Source organism: Eikenella sp. HMSC061C02, from assembly GCF_001809035.1.
GTDB lineage: Bacteria > Pseudomonadota > Gammaproteobacteria > Burkholderiales > Neisseriaceae > Eikenella > Eikenella corrodens.
In genome coordinates this window covers 45946-61996 of record NZ_KV795556.1, presented here as the reverse complement: position 1 = coordinate 61996, position 16051 = coordinate 45946, and the positions used below count along the sequence as shown (strand labels likewise).

General features: G+C 56.7%; 19 protein-coding genes. 10 read left to right on the top strand and 9 right to left on the bottom strand.

Annotation, left to right across the window (positions count from 1 at the left end; translation table 11 throughout):
• The first annotated feature begins 87 nt into the window (after nt 1-87).
• The 6 genes from HMPREF2541_RS06815 to accD all read left to right on the top strand — a co-directional run bounded on the left by HMPREF2541_RS06815 (nt 88) and on the right by accD (nt 4815).
• Nucleotides 88-378, top strand: a complete 291-nt coding sequence (locus HMPREF2541_RS06815; protein WP_141744211.1) for an ACT domain-containing protein — start codon at nt 88-90, stop codon at nt 376-378.
• 153 nt (nt 379-531) lie between these two features.
• Nucleotides 532-1344: an NYN domain-containing protein gene (locus tag HMPREF2541_RS06810; protein ID WP_070542513.1), complete on the top strand. Its 813-nt coding sequence runs from the start codon at nt 532-534 to the stop codon at nt 1342-1344.
• 26 nt (nt 1345-1370) lie between these two features.
• Nucleotides 1371-2726, top strand: coding sequence for a PFL family protein (locus HMPREF2541_RS06805; protein WP_070542511.1), 1356 nt, complete (start codon nt 1371-1373; stop codon nt 2724-2726).
• Nucleotides 2727-2786: 60 nt separating this feature from the next.
• A complete protein-coding gene (trpA, locus tag HMPREF2541_RS06800) occupies nt 2787-3569 on the top strand; it encodes a tryptophan synthase subunit alpha (RefSeq protein WP_070542534.1) in 783 nt (260 codons plus the stop codon).
• 12 nt (nt 3570-3581) lie between these two features.
• The gene (locus HMPREF2541_RS06795; RefSeq protein ID WP_070542508.1) at nt 3582-3815 is read left to right on the top strand and encodes a colicin immunity protein; all 234 of its coding nucleotides are present in this window, start codon (nt 3582-3584) and stop codon (nt 3813-3815) included.
• A 136-nt stretch (nt 3816-3951) separates the two neighbouring features.
• The gene (gene accD / locus HMPREF2541_RS06790) at nt 3952-4815 is read left to right on the top strand and encodes an acetyl-CoA carboxylase, carboxyltransferase subunit beta (RefSeq protein WP_070542505.1); all 864 of its coding nucleotides are present in this window, start codon (nt 3952-3954) and stop codon (nt 4813-4815) included.
• Between the two features lie 558 nt (nt 4816-5373).
• On the opposite strand, the gene HMPREF2541_RS06780 is transcribed toward accD, so the two are convergent.
• The 5 genes from HMPREF2541_RS06780 to dusB form a co-directional block, all read right to left on the bottom strand.
• Nucleotides 5374-6453 (bottom strand): T6SS immunity protein Tli4 family protein, encoded by a 1080-nt coding sequence (locus HMPREF2541_RS06780; protein ID WP_070542502.1) that lies wholly within the window; start codon nt 6451-6453, stop codon nt 5374-5376.
• A gap of 142 nt (nt 6454-6595) precedes the next feature.
• On the bottom strand, nt 6596-7078 hold the full coding sequence (locus tag HMPREF2541_RS06775) for a ProQ/FINO family protein (protein ID WP_070542500.1): 483 nt from the start codon (nt 7076-7078) through the stop codon (nt 6596-6598).
• 256 nt (nt 7079-7334) lie between these two features.
• Entirely contained in the window at nt 7335-7823 is a 489-nt protein-coding gene (gene purE, locus HMPREF2541_RS06770; RefSeq protein WP_070542497.1) for a 5-(carboxyamino)imidazole ribonucleotide mutase, read from the bottom strand.
• Between the two features lie 62 nt (nt 7824-7885).
• Nucleotides 7886-8125, bottom strand: coding sequence for a DNA-binding transcriptional regulator Fis (gene fis / locus HMPREF2541_RS06765; protein ID WP_049258047.1), 240 nt, complete (start codon nt 8123-8125; stop codon nt 7886-7888).
• A gap of 103 nt (nt 8126-8228) precedes the next feature.
• The gene (dusB, locus tag HMPREF2541_RS06760; protein WP_070542494.1) at nt 8229-9233 is read right to left on the bottom strand and encodes a tRNA dihydrouridine synthase DusB; all 1005 of its coding nucleotides are present in this window, start codon (nt 9231-9233) and stop codon (nt 8229-8231) included.
• 209 nt (nt 9234-9442) lie between these two features.
• Between dusB and HMPREF2541_RS06755 the strand changes: the two genes are divergently transcribed.
• The 3 genes from HMPREF2541_RS06755 to HMPREF2541_RS06745 all read left to right on the top strand — a co-directional run bounded on the left by HMPREF2541_RS06755 (nt 9443) and on the right by HMPREF2541_RS06745 (nt 11376).
• Entirely contained in the window at nt 9443-10042 is a 600-nt protein-coding gene (locus tag HMPREF2541_RS06755) for a phosphatase domain-containing putative toxin (RefSeq protein WP_246824978.1), read from the top strand.
• Nucleotides 10043-10172: 130 nt separating this feature from the next.
• Nucleotides 10173-10388, top strand: a complete 216-nt coding sequence (gene rpmE, locus HMPREF2541_RS06750) for a 50S ribosomal protein L31 (protein WP_003822986.1) — start codon at nt 10173-10175, stop codon at nt 10386-10388.
• Nucleotides 10389-10620: 232 nt separating this feature from the next.
• Entirely contained in the window at nt 10621-11376 is a 756-nt protein-coding gene (locus HMPREF2541_RS06745) for an endonuclease/exonuclease/phosphatase family protein (RefSeq protein WP_003822983.1), read from the top strand.
• A 67-nt stretch (nt 11377-11443) separates the two neighbouring features.
• On the opposite strand, the gene HMPREF2541_RS06740 is transcribed toward HMPREF2541_RS06745, so the two are convergent.
• The 4 genes from HMPREF2541_RS06740 to HMPREF2541_RS06725 form a co-directional block, all read right to left on the bottom strand.
• Nucleotides 11444-12406: an SPFH domain-containing protein gene (locus HMPREF2541_RS06740; protein WP_003822981.1), complete on the bottom strand. Its 963-nt coding sequence runs from the start codon at nt 12404-12406 to the stop codon at nt 11444-11446.
• Nucleotides 12406-12825, bottom strand: coding sequence for an NfeD family protein (locus HMPREF2541_RS06735; RefSeq protein ID WP_070542493.1), 420 nt, complete (start codon nt 12823-12825; stop codon nt 12406-12408). The genes HMPREF2541_RS06740 and HMPREF2541_RS06735 overlap by 1 nt, the downstream gene beginning before the upstream one ends.
• Nucleotides 12826-13121: 296 nt before the next feature.
• Nucleotides 13122-13562, bottom strand: coding sequence for a TIGR01244 family sulfur transferase (locus tag HMPREF2541_RS06730; RefSeq protein WP_070542491.1), 441 nt, complete (start codon nt 13560-13562; stop codon nt 13122-13124).
• Between the two features lie 12 nt (nt 13563-13574).
• Nucleotides 13575-14072: a pyridoxamine 5'-phosphate oxidase family protein gene (locus HMPREF2541_RS06725; protein ID WP_064104810.1), complete on the bottom strand. Its 498-nt coding sequence runs from the start codon at nt 14070-14072 to the stop codon at nt 13575-13577.
• A gap of 217 nt (nt 14073-14289) precedes the next feature.
• Between HMPREF2541_RS06725 and HMPREF2541_RS06720 the strand changes: the two genes are divergently transcribed.
• A complete protein-coding gene (locus HMPREF2541_RS06720; protein WP_083296781.1) occupies nt 14290-15990 on the top strand; it encodes a vWA domain-containing protein in 1701 nt (566 codons plus the stop codon).
• Nucleotides 15991-16051 lie beyond the last annotated feature (61 nt).

The following is a 16051-nucleotide window of genomic DNA, read 5'->3' as shown; positions in this document are numbered from 1 at the left end:
TGTTTTATGCTTATATCCCAGAGGCCTTTGCGAATACACCGCAGAGCGGCACTTCGCAAAGGCCTCAAATTTTCACACGGAAATTGAATGACTATGCCCCAGCCCACCCCCCATTCCATACTCACCATTATCGGCAAAGACCGCATCGGCATCGTTTACGACGTATCCAAACTCTTAGCCGAACATCAAATCAACATCCTCAATATCAGCCAGCAGCTCATGGGCGAATATTTCACCATGATTATCCTGATGGACACCAGCCGCTGCCCGCAAAGCCGAGAAGAAATGCTGAGCGTGTTCGCCCAAGCCAGTGAGAAGCTGGGCTTGGATATCCGCATGCAAAACGAAGCCTTGTTCAACGCCATGCACCGGATTTAATCTTCAGGCTACCTGAAAGAGCTTCATATAAGGGAATATTTAGGTCTATTCAGTCTGTGCCGTCACCGACAATGCGGTGATTTGGGCAGTCTGGCAAACTTGTAAACCCTATTTGCCAACCATTATCTTCAAATTTAAAAGTAAGCAACGATAATGTCTAGACACAAGATTAGCTTTAATGTAGCCGAAGAGAAATCCGCGCGGTTAGCGGTATTGATTGATGCAGACAATGCATCTGCACAATCTATTAATGCCATCTTGGAGGAAACAGCCAAATTCGGCGAAGCGGTGGTAAAACGTATCTATGGCAACTTTGTTGGCGATAATGGCAAATGGAAAGCTGTTATTAACGAACATGCCATCAAGCCGATGCAGCAGTTTGCTTATACCACGGGTAAAAATGCTACCGACGGCTTCATGATTATTGATGCAATGGATTTGCTTTATACAGATCGGTTTGATGGTTTTTGCCTCGTATCGAGTGATAGTGATTTTACTGCGCTGGCTATTCGGTTGAAGGAGCAAGGCGTAACAGTTTACGGCTTTGGTAAAAAGCAAACACCGGAAGCTTTTCGTAATGCATGCAGCCAGTTTATCTATGTGGAAAATCTGATGCCGGAAGCTGTGGGAAAAATGGCAAATGCTGAGCAATCTAAAAAAGCAGTATTGGTACAAACCACTTCTCATGTTGCAGATACCACAAACCAAATAACAGAAGAGTTGTCGAAAATACCGCTTCCTTTGGAAACCATACATAAAGTTTTTGAACAGTTTGATGATGAGTGGATTACTGCTGCCGCTTTGGGGTCAACTTGGAAACGGTTGCAGGTTGATTTCGATCCGCGTACCTATGGTTGCAAGAAACTTACTGATTTAGTAAAGAAATATTCAGAGATATTCGCATACCAGATGCGCAAAAGTGTTGAGGGGACCCATGGAAATATGTATGTCAAACTCAAAATCTAATCCAACAATATAAAGGCTACCTGAAAATGTCCCTTCACTTTACCGAAATCTTAGAAACCGTCCGCATGGTTGCCGACCAAAATTTCGACGTGCGCACGCTTACCATCGGTATCGACCTGCACGACTGCATTTCGCCCGATATCGACCAACTAAACCAAAATATCTACGATAAAATCACCCGCGTTGGCAAAAACTTGGTTCAGGTAGCCCGCGAGCTGTCGGCTAAATACGGCGTGCCGATTGTAAACCAGCGCATTTCCGTAACGCCCATCGCCCAAATCGCCGCGGCCACGGGTGCAGACAGCTATGTTTCCATTGCGCAAACGCTGGATAAAGCAGCCAAAGCTATCGGCGTGTCGTTTATCGGCGGCTTTTCCGCGCTGGCGCAAAAAGGCATGTCGCCTTCGGATGAAGTGCTGATCCGCTCCATTCCCGAAGCAATGAAAACTACCGACATCGTGTGCAGCTCGGTCAATATCGGCAGCACCCGCGCCGGTATCAATATGGATGCGGTGAAGCTGATGGGGGAAACCATCAAACGCACAGCGGAAATCACGCCCGAAGGTTTCGGCTGTGCCAAAATCGTCGTGTTTTGCAACGCGGTGGACGATAATCCGTTTATGGCGGGCGCGTTCCACGGCGCGGGCGAAGGCGATGTGATGCTGAACGTGGGCGTGTCCGGCCCCGGTGTGGTGCAGGCTGCGCTGGCCGATTGTGCGGGCAAAGATCTGACTGAAATCGCCGGAATCGTGAAGAAAACCGCGTTTAAAATCACGCGGGTTGGCGAACTGATCGGGCAGGAAGCGGCACGCCGTCTGAACATTCCATTCGGCATTTTGGATTTGTCGCTCGCGCCCACGCCCGCCGTTGGCGATTCCGTTGCTCGCATTTTGGAAGCGATGGGCTTGAGCGTTTGCGGTACGCACGGCACCACCGCCGCACTCGCGCTGTTGAACGATGCAGTGAAAAAGGGTGGTATGATGGCTTCTTCTGCCGTCGGCGGCTTGAGTGGTGCGTTCATTCCCGTGTCGGAAGACGAAGGCATGATTGCAGCGGCGGAAAGCGGCGTGCTGACGCTGGACAAACTCGAAGCCATGACCGCCGTATGTTCCGTGGGGCTGGATATGATTGCCGTGCCGGGCAACACCTCAGCCGCCACCATTTCCGGCATCATCGCCGATGAAGCCGCCATCGGCATGATCAACAGCAAAACCACCGCCGTGCGCATCATCCCCGTAACCGGTAAAGCCGTGGGCGAAAGCGTGGAATTCGGCGGGCTGCTTGGCTACGCGCCGATAATGCCCGTGAAGGAAGGAAGCTGCGAAGTGTTTGTGAACCGCGGCGGACGCATTCCCGCGCCGGTGCAGTCGTTGAAGAATTAAACCGAAGGCTACCTGAAACCTTAGTTTGGTTTTCAAGTAGCCTCAGATATGGATGAAATCATGAGCAGAATCAAACAAGTTTTTCAAAATACCGATGTACATAAAGCCTTGGTTGCCTACATCACCGCCGGCGACCCAAATCTTGAAACCACGCTGGAGCTGATGCACAGCCTGGCTGCCAACGGCGCGGACATCATCGAGCTGGGCGTACCGTTTTCCGACCCGATGTCGGACGGCCCCATCATCCAGCGCGCCGCCGAACGCGCCTTGGCCAACGGAGTAAGCCTGACCGACGTATTGGAAACCGTGCGCCGCTTCCGCCAAAGCAACCAAAGCACACCCGTGGTGCTGATGGGCTACCTGAATCCGATTCACAAAATGGGCTATGAGCCATTTGCCCGTGCTGCCAAAGAAGCTGGCGTGGACGGCGTGCTCACGGTGGATAGCCCGATTGAAACCGTGACCCCGCTGCATAACGCGCTCAAGGCCGCCGGGCTCGACACCATTTTCCTGGTCGCCCCCACCACCGGCGAGGCGCGGATGGCCGAAATTGCCAAGCTGGCTTCCGGCTTCGTGTATTACGTATCGCTCAAAGGCGTTACCGGTTCGGCCAGCCTGAACATCGCCGAAGTGGCGGAAAAAGTGGCCGTGCTGCGCCGCCATGTGCCGCTGCCGATTTGCGTGGGCTTCGGTATTTCCGATGCCGAGAGCGCGCGGCAAATCGCCGCCGTGGCCGACGGCGTGGTGATCGGCAGCCGCATTGTGAAAGAAATCGAAGCCAACCCCGGCCGCGAAGCCGAAGCCGCGGGCAAGCTGGTGAAAAGCCTGAAAGAAGCCATTTGAGGCTACCTGAAAATGACGCGGGACGAATTAATCGGCTTAGGGAAACGCATCTTGGCGGAAGAAGACGATGATGTGCTGGACGGATTGATGGCAGAGTTTGACCGCAATGTACCCCATCCCGAAGGCAGCAGCCTGTTTTTCTACCCCGAAGGGTGGAACGCCCGCAGCGGCGGCCCGGCGGATTACGCGCCCACGGCGGAAGAAGTGGTGGATGCCTGTTTGGCCTACCGCCCGATTTGCCTGTAAAACCGCCGCCCGCAGCCGGGCAAAATCCTTGCGGTCTTTACAAAACTTGCCTAAACCGCCGCTATTGGCTACTATCCCGCCCGGCTGTTGCCCCGAGCGGCAAAGCAAACCTAATTAGGAGCAAATGGAGTAAATCATGAGTTGGCTCGACAAAATCCTCCCCCCGAAAATCAAACGCGAAGACAGCGGTAAATCCGGCGTGCCGGAAGGCCTGTGGCGCAAATGCCCGGCCTGCTCCGAAGTGCTGTATGCCTCCGATTTGGAACAAAACCACCAAGTTTGCCCCAAGTGCAACCACCACAACCCGCTCAGCGCCCGCGAGCGGCTGGATCTGCTGTTAGACGAAGCAGGCCGCGAAGAAATCGGCGCCGAGGTGAAGCCCACCGATATCCTGAAATTCAAAGACAGCAAAAAATACCCCGACCGCCTCAGCGCGGCGCGCAAAGCCACCGGCGAGAACGATGCCTTGGTGGTGATGAAAGGCGAAATGGACGGGCTGCCCGTGGTGGTGGCTGCGTTTGAATTCCGCTTTATCGGCGGTTCGATGGGCTCGGTGGTGGGCGAACGTTTCGCGCTCGGCGTACGCACGGCGGCGGAAAACGGCTGCTCCTTTATCTGCGTGGCCGCTTCCGGCGGGGCGCGGATGCAGGAAGGCCTGAGCTCGCTGATGCAGATGACCAAAACCAGCGCCGTGCTGCACCTGTTGAGCGACAAGCAGCTGCCCTTTATTTCCGTGCTTACTGACCCGACCATGGGCGGCGTTTCTGCCAGCTTTGCCTTTTTGGGTGACGTGGTGCTGGCCGAGCCGAACGCGCTGGTGGGCTTTGCCGGCCCGCGCGTGATCGAGCAGACGGTGCGCGAAAAACTGCCCGAAGGCTTCCAGCGCGCCGAATTCCTGCTGGAAAAAGGCGCCATCGACCAAATTGTGGACCGCCGTGAAATGAAAGCGCGCATTGCCAAACTCATCCGCCTGCTGCGCAATCAGCCGGTGGCGGCTTAGTTGGGAGAGATACGAAGGGAAACAGGCCGGAGCAATCCGGCCTGTTTTGCCGTTTTTGGGGAGGCTACCTGAAACTAGAAAGCTGTTTTCAGGTAGCCTCCCATCAAGCCGCCTGCCTCCGATATAATCCCATCCGTTGTGTGCCGAGGAATGGGCGTGCTTGAGCAACAGTGTAGGCTGCAGGTACGTTGATCAGGCCATGCCTTCGTTTGATGCCAATGCAGCCTTGGCCTTATACCGCCTGCCCGCTGGCCAGTGCCGCGCCGTCTTGGATAAGGTTTTGGCCGAACATTCCTCCCCATCGCGCAAATTGAGCTGGAATGAGCAGGAGCGGATGATTTATTTTGATGCATACAGCCCAAACAAGGCGCCGGATCCGATTCCGGTTAACCTGAATGCCGGGAAATAGGGTGCAGCTGGTCTGAAAAAAGATAAGCTGCCATCAGATCAATTTGCTTGCCCCAAGGAGGTGCGGCAATAGCTGTGCTACACCCGATAAATTAAGGCTACCTGAAACAGAAAAACTGTTTCAGGTAGCCTTTTGCTTGGGTTGCCGGGTTATTCCACCGGTTTGAGGGTGGTCAGGACAGTGTCCCAAATGGCGAAGATTTCCTGCTGGCTGCGTTTGGTGCCGTCGAAGGTTTCGGTACCGAAGGGCATCATCACGAGGAGGTGGTCGCTTTCGCGCTCCCATCTAAGCAGGTAGTGGTTGCCGTCCCAGCGGCTGATTTTTTCGTAGCCGGGCATGCCGTTGATGGTGCGCGGGCCTTGGCGGACGGCGTGGGCGGTGAGCGATTGCATAAAGCCTTTCAAGCCTTCGGTGTCGGGATGGTTGCGGCCGTTGGCGATGGAAGCGCCGCGTGGGTTGCGGCCGTGGGAGATGATGATGTAGGTGTCGTCTTGGCCGGCGAAATAAACGCGGGAGCTGCCTTTAAAGGGGGTATCGCCGTTGTCGGCGAAGAAGCCGTCGGGGATGCATACACCTTGATGTTTAGGTACTTCGTATGGCTGGCGCTCGCGCAGGCGGGAGGTGAGGTCGCGGCGCATTTCATGCGTTGCTTTGTTGAGCAGTGAGCGTTCCTGTTCACGCCAGTTGTTCGGTTCTGTGCCGCCCGGGGTGGGGATTTTTAATTCGCCGTCGGTGTGGAAACCGCCGTTTGGGCCGAGCTTGACGATGAGCTCGGCATCGTAGCGGATGCCGAGACTGGCACTCAGGCGGCTGCCGTCGAACATGGGGGTTTTGCGGGTGAATTGCAGGAAGGCGCGGCCGGGGATGAGCTCTCGCTCGCCGATATAGCCTTCGCCGTGGCCGGTACGCCGATCGAAATAGCGGTTAAATCCGCCTTGCCGCCTTTGGGTGAGGATGACGTTGAGGAAACGCCAATCGTCGGCGTAGTGTTTGATATGCCAGCCGTTGTAGTGGTAGTTTTCAGTTTGGCCTTGGTCTCTTGAGCCGTAGCGTCGCTCGGCGGGCAGACGCAATTGCACACGGCCGGCGCAATAGGGCTGGGCAGTCCAATAGGTGGTGTTGATCATGGAGGTGTCGGTGGGTTGGTCGGCGGTGGGAGGAGGCAGGGGGTTGCCGGCACAGGCAGCGAGCAGCAGGGCGGCGATGGGGAGGAGGATGGGTGTGCGCATGTGGTGTTCCTTTATGTTGGATTAGAGTTTGAGGCTACCTGAAAGTTTCAGGTAGCCTATCGTTGTGTGTATCTGGTAGTACCATCTTAAACACAGTAAAAGGCTACCTGAAAATTTCAGGTAGCCTTTATTGGCTGCGGATTTATTCGGCGGCCGGGGCGGCAGGGGTTTCTGCGGCGGGCGCAGCAGTTTCCGCTGCGGCTTCGGCGGGCTGTTCGGCGACGGCGGCTTCAGCCTCGGCAGCCTGTTGTTCGGCCTGCTTGGCGGCTTGGCGGGCGAGCATTTCCTGCACGGCGGGGTGCTGCTGGGCAATGGCTTGCTCTTCGGGGCTGACTTCGCCTTTGAAACGGTTGTTCAAATCGAAGCGCTTGCCGCCGCGTGCCAGCGATTTGAGGTAGCGCGGACGGCGACAGTGATTAGAAAGCACGCGGACGATCAGGGCGGGGTCGTATTGGGGCAGGGCGGCAACGAGGTCTTTGTCGATGCCTAAGGCCAGGGGTTTGAAGCGTTTGAACACGTCGTATTTGCCGTAGATGTGGTCGGCAATCAGATCGGTTTGCTTTTTCTTGCTCATGGTCTGCACGGCAGATTTAAGGGCGGCTCCCAAGGCGGTTTCTTGTGTCATGGCGGGTTCTCGGTTAGATGGGTAGTGGGTGGATTGTGGCACAGCTTGGCAGTTTTGGCGAACAATCCTTGCGTTTTTGCCGGTTTGTGCGGCTTTGTCTGGCAATAATTGCTATTTTGCCGGACGGCGGGTGTTGCTTTCAGGTAGCCTGAATAGAGTAGATTTTGCTGCTAAAGCTTTTTCTTTCATACTAGGCAGCGAGTTGTATAAGCACAGTCAGTACACGGCCAAACGGGCTAGGCAAGCAAGGTTTTAGTTATTCGGCTTCAGGCAGTTCCATTGCCAGCACGGTTTGGCGCTGGGTTTCGCGGAAATCGGCGAGTTTGGCCGCCAGTGCGGGGTCGTGGTTGGCAAGCAGGGCGGCGGCAAAGAGGGCGGCATTGGCAGCACCGGCTTCGCCGATGGCGAAGGTAGCCACGGGAATACCTTTGGGCATCTGCACGATAGAGAGCAGGGAGTCTTCGCCGCGCAAATATTTGCTGGGCACGGGCACGCCGAGCACGGGCAGGGTGGTTTTGGCGGCCACCATGCCGGGCAGGTGGGCGGCACCGCCGGCGCCGGCAATAATGGCCTGCAGGCCGCGCTCGCGGGCGGTTTCGGCGTATTCAAACATCAAGTCGGGCGTGCGGTGGGCGGAAACCACGCGGGTTTCGTAGGCGATGCCGAATTGTTTGAGCACGACGGCGGCGTGCTGCATCACGGCCCAATCGCTGTTGCTGCCCATGATGATGCCGATTTGAGTCATTTAGTGTTCCTTGTGGTTTGGAGTAAGAGGCTACCTGAAAAATATTGGTCATGGCGCGGCGGCTAAATCAAGCCGTAGGCGCTGAGCTTTTTGCGCAGGGTATTGCGGTTTAGGCCGAGCACTTGGGCGGCTTTGGATTGGTTGCCTTCGCAATGCGCCATCACGCAGCGCAAAAGTGGCAGTTCTACTTGCTGCAACACCATTTGATACACGTCGTGTGCCGGTTGGCCGTCGAGATCGGTAAAGTATTGCTGCAGGCTGTTTTCGATGCAAGTAGTGATATGGCTGTTCTGACGGAGCATTTTGCTCTCCTTTTATTATTGTGGTGTAAAAATGAGGGTGGCAAACCGGCACATGGTGCGGCAGCGGGTATTGCCAGCTTCCCTTCGTGCGGTTTGCGATGTTTCAGGCCTGCCGCCAGGGGCAGGGCCAGTATTCGTGTTGTTCGGACTGTGCGGCCAAAAAGGCGGCCAGCCCGTTGTATTGCGCTTCGGCACTCTCCAGCGCGTTGAGGCGACGGCGTTCGGCCTCGCCTTCCGGCAGGTCGGCCAGATACCAGCCGATGTGTTTGCGGGCAATGCGCATGCCGGCTACTTCGCCGTAGAAACTGTACATGGCACGGATATGGCCGAGCAGGGCTTCGGAGGCTACCTGAAAAGGCAGCGGCGGCGGCAGGCTGCCGTGCGCGAGGTAGTGCGCCACATCGCGAAACAGCCAAGGCCGGCCTTGGGCGGCGCGGCCGATCATCACGCCGTCGGCACCGGTTTCGGCCAATACGCGCGCGGCTTTCTGCGGGCTGTCGATATCGCCGTTTACCCACACGGGAATGCTCAGGCGGCGTTTGGCTTCAGCAATCAGGCCGTATTCGGCCTGGCCGCGATACATTTGGGTGCGGGTGCGGCCGTGGATGGCGATGGCGGCAATACCGGCGTCTTCTGCCATGCGGGCAATGGTGAGGATGTTTTTGTGTTCGTCGTGCCAGCCCAGCCGTGTTTTGAGCGTAACCGGCACGTCCACCGCGCGCACCACGGCATGTAAAATTTCGGCCACCAAGGGCTCGTTTTGCAGCAGGGCACTGCCAGCCTGCACCTGGCATACTTTCTTGGCCGGACAGCCCATATTGATGTCGATGAGCTGCGCGCCCTGTGCCACGTTGTAGCGGGCAGCTTCGGCCATTTGAGCCGGGTTGCTGCCGGCAATCTGCACGGCAATCACCCCGCTTTCGCCGCTGCGGTCGATGCGGTTGAGGGTTTTGCGCGTGTTTTGCAGATCGGGGTTGCTGCTGATCATTTCGCCCACTGTCCAGCCGGCGCCGAATTGCCGTGCCAGCATACGGAACGGTTTATCGGTGATGCCGGCCATCGGCGCGAGCGCCACGGTGGGGGAAACAGTGTAGGGGCCGATTTGCATAAAGCTGAACTGCTGTAAATTGGGAATTGTACATTTTTTAGACAAAGCCTCCAAGTGCGGCGGCGGTTGTCGGAACGGGCATGCTTATTTACAATGCGTGCCGTTATTGTTTTTCAGGTAGCCTGCGATTGCGAAGAAGGCTACCTGAAAGTTTCATTTGAATAGCGTGTTACAGAATTAAATAAAGAGATTACGCAATGGGAACAAAAATGAATAAAACCTGTTTGGGCGGACTGTTGCTGGCACTTATGCTGAGTGCTTGTGCGCAGCCGCAGGCACAGGTGCAAACGCCGCCGGCCGGGCAGCCGGCTTGGGCGGAGCAGGTGAGCAAGGCGGCTAATCTGTATCGGGTGGATGACAAACTCTACCGCAGCGAGCAGCCGGTGGCAGAAGATGTGGCGCTGTTGCAATCTTTGAATGTGAAAAGCGTCGTGAATCTGCGCTACTTCAATCGTAGCGGCGACCGCAAAGTATTGGCCGACCGGGGTATCGCGCTGTTCAACCGCCCGTTGCTCACTTGGCGGATTACGCCGAAACAGGTGGCCGAAACGCTATATTTGATTGAACAGCAGCAGGCTGAAGGGACGGTGTTGATCCATTGCTACCACGGCGCCGACCGCACCGGCCTGATTGCCGGCATGTACCGCATCATCTACCAGGGCTGGACGGTGGAGCAAGCCAAAAACGAAATGCGCCACGGCCCCTACGGCTTCCACAGCATCTGGCGCAATATCGAGGATTTGTTTACCGAAGAGAACGTGCGCCAAGTGCGGACGCATTTGCAGCAGTTGCGTTCGCAGCCTAAATAGCCGAAAAATAAGTTTTCAGGTAGCCTAATATGCGCGCAGCCTATTGCCTTAATGGACGTTTTTAAGTACAATTCGCCGCTTGTCTGTAGTATAGGCAAATTCCCTATACCCGCTTTTTAAAGGAAAAATCATGAAACCTGAGATTCATCCCGACTACCACGAAGTCAATGTTACCTGCTCTTGCGGCAACAAATTTATCACTAAATCTGCCATGAGCAAAACCGAATTCAACATTGAAGTTTGCTCCGAGTGCCACCCGTTCTACACTGGTAAACAGAAGATCGTGGATAGCGCCGGTCGTGTGGACAAATTCAATCAGAAATACGGCAATATGTTCCAACGTTAATTTGCTGCCGTGTTTCCCCGAGGCTGCCGAAAGGCAGCCTTTTGTTTTGACTGAAAATAGCTTGAACTGGCAGGAAATAGATGCCCAACAGGCTGAATATGGCAGAAATGAAAAGTTTTGACTGAAGCAGTTGGAAAATGGCATAGACAGGCCATATTTAGCAGAGTATTGCAGGTTGGCACATAAGATGCTACCTGAAAAACAGCATTAAATTTTTTTGCCACGCCACACCATGAGCCGCGCCGTTTCCATCACCACCTACAATATCCACAAAGGCATGTCGCCGTTAAATCGGCGGCTACAACTGCCGCAAATGGTCGATGCCCTGCAACATCTCGATACCGACATCCTGTTTTTGCAGGAAGTGCAGGGCGTGCACCACAAACGGCAGCAGAACGTGCCCGAATTTCCTGCCGAGCCACATGGCGAAGTGATTGGCCGGCAGCTCGCTTTTGCCTGCAGCTACGGCCAAAACGCCACCTATGCCGGCCGCCACCACGGCAACGCCATCCTCAGCCGCCTGCCGCTGCAGATGCGCACTAATCTAAACGTATCGGTAAACCGGCTCGAACAACGCGGCGTACTGCATTGCGAAATTCAACCACCCGGCTGGGATAGGCCGCTTATCTGCCTCTGCGTACACCTCAATCTGCGTGAGGCTGACCGCAAACGGCAATACCGCACCATTGCTGACTATATCGAACACCAGATTCCATCCGATGCCCCGCTGATTCTCGCTGGCGACTTCAACGACTGGCGGCAACGCTCATGCAGCCGCTTCGGTCAACTGCTTGGTTTAGACGAAGCTTTCGCCCATCTTTCTGCCGGACGGCCGAAAACCTTCCCTGCAAGAATGCCGATACTCAGCCTAGACCGCATCTACACCCGCCATCTCACCGTATTAAACGCGGTAAGCCATCAAGGTTTACCATGGCAACAACTCTCCGACCATCTACCGCTCTCAGCTGTGGTTGAGCCGAAGTGGTAGGGATTAATAACAAAAGGCTACCTGAAATGGTTTCAGGTAGCCTTTGCACATTCCCTAGCAATCGCAATCAAGCCGCAGGCGTTTTGTCTTGCTGGCCTTTGATGATGCTCATACCGGCGGAGACGAGACCGCCGATGTCGGCCACGTTGGCGGGCATAATCAGGGTGTTGCCTTCTTTGGCCAGTTTGGCGAAGGCGTCTACGTATTGTTCGGCCACTTTCAGATTAACGGCTTCGTTGCCACCGGGCTGGTTGATGGCGTCGGCCACCAGGCGGATGGCGTCGGCGCTGGCTTGCGCCACCAGTTTCAGGGCTTCGGCTTCGCCTTGGGCGCGGTTGATGCGGGCCACTTTTTCGCCTTGCGAGGCGTTGACGGCGGCTTGGGCTTCACCTTCGGATTTTTTGATTTCGGCTTCACGCTCGCCCGAAGCAAGGTTGATTTGCTCGATTTTTAGGCCTTCGGATTGGGCGATGCGGGCGCGTTTTTCGCGTTCGGCGGTGATTTGCGCCTGCATGGCACGCAGGATTTCCTGCGGCGGCACGAGATCTTTGATTTCGTAGCGCAATACTTTCACGCCCCAAGATACGGCGGCTTCGTCGAGCGAGGCGACCACGGTGCGGTTGATGTCGTCGCGCTCTTCAAAGGTTTTGTCCAGTTCCATGCGGCCGATGACGGAACGCAGGGTGGTTTGCGCGAGCTGGGTGATGGCGGTGATGTAGTTGCTGGAGCCGTAGGAGGCGAGTTTGGCGTCGGTTACTTGGAAGTAGATGATGCCGTCTACGGTGAGCTGGGTGTTGTCGCGGGTGATACACACCTGGCTGGGCACATCGAGCGGGATTTCTTTGAGCAGGTGCTTGTAGGCCACGCGGTCGAGGAAGGGGATGAGGAAGTTGAGGCCGGGGTTGAGCACGGCGTGGAAGCGGCCGAGCCGCTCCACCACATAGGCTTCCTGCTGCGGCACGACGGTGAAGGCTTTAAAGCCGAATACAACGATAACGGCAAATAGGATTGCCAGGGTAACGATATCCATCAGTTTTCCTCCAGAGGTTGCAAAATCAGGATGTTGCCGGATTTCCCGGCGATGCGGGCGGCTTGACCGGCCTGCGCGGGGAAGGGAGCTTCGGCCTGCCAATAGGTGCCGCGATATTGCACGAGCCACAGGCTGCCGGATTGGGGTTGGTGCAGCAGCACGGTGTTGCCGATGTCCAAATCGCCTTCGGCATCGGCGGCGTGGGTGCGGCGGTTGCGCCGGATGCGGTACACGGCGGCGATGCCGGCTGCGGAAAGCAGCACGGACACCAGCAGCGATACGCCGCTGCCCGCACCGAGCCAGGCGGCCACGCCTGCACCGAGCAGGGCGATGCTGGCCACCAGCAGGTAGAACGTGCCGCTGAACATTTCGAGAACGAACAGGGCGGCTGCGGCGATAAACCAATACCAATAGTGCATGGGCGGCTCCTTTCTTGTGTGGGCGGGGCTTGAGCTTTGCTGAAACTCTGCTTGGGCTATACCAAGACATTGTTTAAGGTAGTTTCAGGTAGCCTTTAGCCTGCCGGATGAGGCTACCTGAAAACGGCCTGCTCAAAGTTTTTATTACTTTTGGCCGGGTTTTAACTTTGTTGAAGCAGAGGCGTTGGCTTTGTAGAAACGCTGTTTCACTCGTTTCAGGTAGCCTTTGGATGGTTGGTAAGGCTACCTGAAAAGCTCAGCTGCATCGAAGTTAATATTGTGCAGGCCAGCTCAGCCTATGCTTGCGCTTCCTGCAAACGGGGCAGGGCGGCAGTAAGGTCGATGCCGGCAGCGGCGGCGGTTTGCAGCAGTTGGCGCGGGTCTGCGCCTTGGGCGGCCTGCCCCATGGCCCACAAGAAGCTGCTGCGGGTGCCGCTGCGGCAGTAGGCGAGGGCAGGCGCGGGGTGGTCGGCCAGGTGTTGGGCAAATTGTGCGGCTGCGGCGGCATCGATTTGCGGCATCAGCATGGGCTGGTGAATAACGTGCCGGATACCGGCTTCGGCCGCCCAGTGGAGGATTTGCTCGAAGCTGGGCTGACCGGGCTCTTCGCCGTCGGGGCGGTTGCAGATGATGGTTTGCACGCCGGCGGCAGCGGCGGCAAGGATGTCTTGGCGGCTGATTTGCGGAGAAACAAACAGGCCGGGGGCAAGGGTGGGGAAGGGGGCTTGGTTTGACATGATTTTCCTTGGTTATGAATGGTTTGGTTTGGCTCGGACGAGCTCGATGGATTCTTTGGCAGTGAGGTGGTCGATTTCTAAAACCATCACTTTCACGTAATCAAAATGTTTGCCGATATAGGGCAGGAGGCCGTTTTGGCTAGGAGAGTATTTGTGCCCCACGGCTTCGAGCGCAGCCTGTTTTTCGGCGGGGTCGGTAACGGTACGTACCGTGCCGAACACGATGGCGCTGCGGAAATAAGTGGTGAATTCCTGCGGCACGATGTCGTTGAGATCCACCACGCAGAAGGAAACGTGGCTGTCGCGCGCGAGCAGCTCGTGTTTGTGGCCTGCGGGCGCGCCGTGCAGGATAATTTTGCCTTCGTGGTAAACATAGCTGATCGGCACGGCGTAGGGATAGCCGTTGTCGCCGTGTAGCGCGAGTACGCCGGATTTGCCGCGCTGCAAAATGGCGATGGCTTCTTCGTTGGATAGCTGCTGGTTTGCGTGCTTCATTTCTCTGAAAGACATGATTTTCTCCTCCGTTCAGCTTAGGCAGGCCGGTTTCAGGTAGCCTTTTGCCCGCAGGGGAATGATACCAAATTCCACGCCCAAATGCTGGGCTCAAACGGCATGGAGGTTACCTGAAAATAGAGCGGCGGCAGGGCATGGCGTTTGGTTTGCAGGCGGCGTGGGCGGTTATATAATGGCAGCTGTTTCCCCTGTCTGCTTACTTAAGGAGGTTGCTATGCACAAACCGCCGTTTGCCCGCACCATTTTGCTGGCCTTATTGTCTGTATCTGCCCTGCCTGCGTTGGCAGACAATGCTCAGCGCGTTCATCAGACCTGTTCGCGTTATTTGGACGAACAGCCAGATTATTATGAATCCCGAAGTGCCCGCTTCAGCTTACGCGCCATGCCGCAGGCAGCGGTGAAGAGTGCTGCCCCCGCAGATTTGTCGGCCAATGCCGCACCAATGGCTGAGGCTGCTGTTGGCTCCGTGGCCACTCGCCAAATGGCTCCACCGCGCCAAAACACCGAGCGCTACGGCCATTATGAGCCCAACCCTGTGCATGCCGTGGCTGAGCAGCCCGTTTCCACCTTCAGCATTGATGTGGACACCGGCAGCTACGCCAACATCCGCCGCTTCCTCACCCAAACCGGCCGCCTGCCGCCCGCCGATGCCGTGCGCATTGAAGAAATCATCAACTATTTCGACTACGGCTACGCCAAGCCTACCGACGGCAAACCCTTCGCCGTGCACACCGAAACCGTGGATTCCCCCTTCCGCAGCGGCGCCAAGCTGATCCGCATCGGCATTCAGGCCAAAGAAGTGAGCCAGGCCGCGCTGCCGCCGGCCAACCTCGTGTTCCTGGTGGACGTGTCCGGCTCCATGTATAGCCGCGACAAACTGCCGATGGTGAAATACACCCTCTGCACCCTCGCGCACCAAACCCGCGCCCAAGACCGCATCACCCTCGTTACCTATGCCGACGGCAACAAAGTCGTGCTGCCGCCCACCCCCGGCAACCAGCGGCAGAAAATCCTCGCCGCGCTCGACAGCCTGAAGGCAGGCGGATCTACCGCCGGTGAAAATGCCATCCAACAGGCCTATCAAGCCGCCCAACGCGCCTATATCCGCAACGGCATCAACCGTATCCTGCTCGCCACCGACGGCGATTTCAACGTGGGCATCACCGATTTCAACACCCTGCGCAGCATGGTGGCCGAAAAACGCAAAAGCGGCATTTCGCTCACCACGCTCGGCTTCGGCAGCGGCAACTACAACGAACGGCTGATGGAGCAGCTGGCCGATGCCGGCGACGGCAACTACAGCTACATCGACAGCCCCGAAGAAGCGCAGAAAGTGCTGCACCGCCAGCTCTCCTCCACGCTCGCCACCGTGGCGCAAGACGTGAAAATCCAAGTGGAATTCAACCCCGCCACCGTGAAGGAATACCGCCTGATCGGCTATGAAAACCGCATGCTCGCCCGCGAAGACTTCAACAACGACCAAGTGGACGCAGGTGACATCGGCGCCGGCCACAACGTTACCGCCCTGTATGAAATCATCCCCGCCGGGCAAACCGGCTGGCTGCCGGAAAGCCGCTACCAGGCCGCGCCTGCCGCCAACGATAAAGCCGCCAGCGAATACGCCTTCATCAACCTGCGCTACAAACTGCCCGGCCAAAGCAACAGCATCCTCATCAACCGCCCGGTGGCCGTGGGCAGCAAACCGCTCGCCCAAGGCAGCAACGCCACCCGCCAGGCCGTGGCCGCAGCCGCCTTCGGCGAACTCTTGCGCGGCGGCAAATACAGCGGCAACTTCGGCTGGCCGCAAACCCTCGAGCTGGCCCGCAACGCCCAATTCCCCGACCGCCACGGCCTGCGCCGCCAGTTTGTGCAGCTGATTGAGAAAGCGCAACAGCTCAGCAGCAAACCGCAATAAGGTTGCAGGTAGCCTTTATCTCCCTTAAAGGCTACCTGAAAATTAAAACTGGTAGGTTGAA

Coding starts and splice junctions, on each gene's coding strand:
- HMPREF2541_RS06725 (WP_064104810.1), bottom strand. CDS start 14,072: ATGTCTTTCAGAGAAATGAAGCACGCAAACCAGCAGCTATCCAACGAA.
- trpA (WP_070542534.1), top strand. CDS start 2,787: ATGAGCAGAATCAAACAAGTTTTTCAAAATACCGATGTACATAAAGCC.
- HMPREF2541_RS06755 (WP_246824978.1), top strand. CDS start 9,443: ATGAATAAAACCTGTTTGGGCGGACTGTTGCTGGCACTTATGCTGAGT.
- HMPREF2541_RS06805 (WP_070542511.1), top strand. CDS start 1,371: ATGTCCCTTCACTTTACCGAAATCTTAGAAACCGTCCGCATGGTTGCC.
- HMPREF2541_RS06780 (WP_070542502.1), bottom strand. CDS start 6,453: ATGCGCACACCCATCCTCCTCCCCATCGCCGCCCTGCTGCTCGCTGCC.
- HMPREF2541_RS06735 (WP_070542493.1), bottom strand. CDS start 12,825: ATGCACTATTGGTATTGGTTTATCGCCGCAGCCGCCCTGTTCGTTCTC.
- HMPREF2541_RS06745 (WP_003822983.1), top strand. CDS start 10,621: ATGAGCCGCGCCGTTTCCATCACCACCTACAATATCCACAAAGGCATG.
- accD (WP_070542505.1), top strand. CDS start 3,952: ATGAGTTGGCTCGACAAAATCCTCCCCCCGAAAATCAAACGCGAAGAC.
- purE (WP_070542497.1), bottom strand. CDS start 7,823: ATGACTCAAATCGGCATCATCATGGGCAGCAACAGCGATTGGGCCGTG.
- HMPREF2541_RS06720 (WP_083296781.1), top strand. CDS start 14,290: ATGCACAAACCGCCGTTTGCCCGCACCATTTTGCTGGCCTTATTGTCT.
- HMPREF2541_RS06740 (WP_003822981.1), bottom strand. CDS start 12,406: ATGGATATCGTTACCCTGGCAATCCTATTTGCCGTTATCGTTGTATTC.
- rpmE (WP_003822986.1), top strand. CDS start 10,173: ATGAAACCTGAGATTCATCCCGACTACCACGAAGTCAATGTTACCTGC.
- HMPREF2541_RS06730 (WP_070542491.1), bottom strand. CDS start 13,562: ATGTCAAACCAAGCCCCCTTCCCCACCCTTGCCCCCGGCCTGTTTGTT.
- HMPREF2541_RS06775 (WP_070542500.1), bottom strand. CDS start 7,078: ATGACACAAGAAACCGCCTTGGGAGCCGCCCTTAAATCTGCCGTGCAG.
- HMPREF2541_RS06810 (WP_070542513.1), top strand. CDS start 532: ATGTCTAGACACAAGATTAGCTTTAATGTAGCCGAAGAGAAATCCGCG.
- HMPREF2541_RS06795 (WP_070542508.1), top strand. CDS start 3,582: ATGACGCGGGACGAATTAATCGGCTTAGGGAAACGCATCTTGGCGGAA.
- dusB (WP_070542494.1), bottom strand. CDS start 9,233: ATGCAAATCGGCCCCTACACTGTTTCCCCCACCGTGGCGCTCGCGCCG.
- HMPREF2541_RS06815 (WP_141744211.1), top strand. CDS start 88: ATGACTATGCCCCAGCCCACCCCCCATTCCATACTCACCATTATCGGC.
- fis (WP_049258047.1), bottom strand. CDS start 8,125: ATGCTCCGTCAGAACAGCCATATCACTACTTGCATCGAAAACAGCCTG.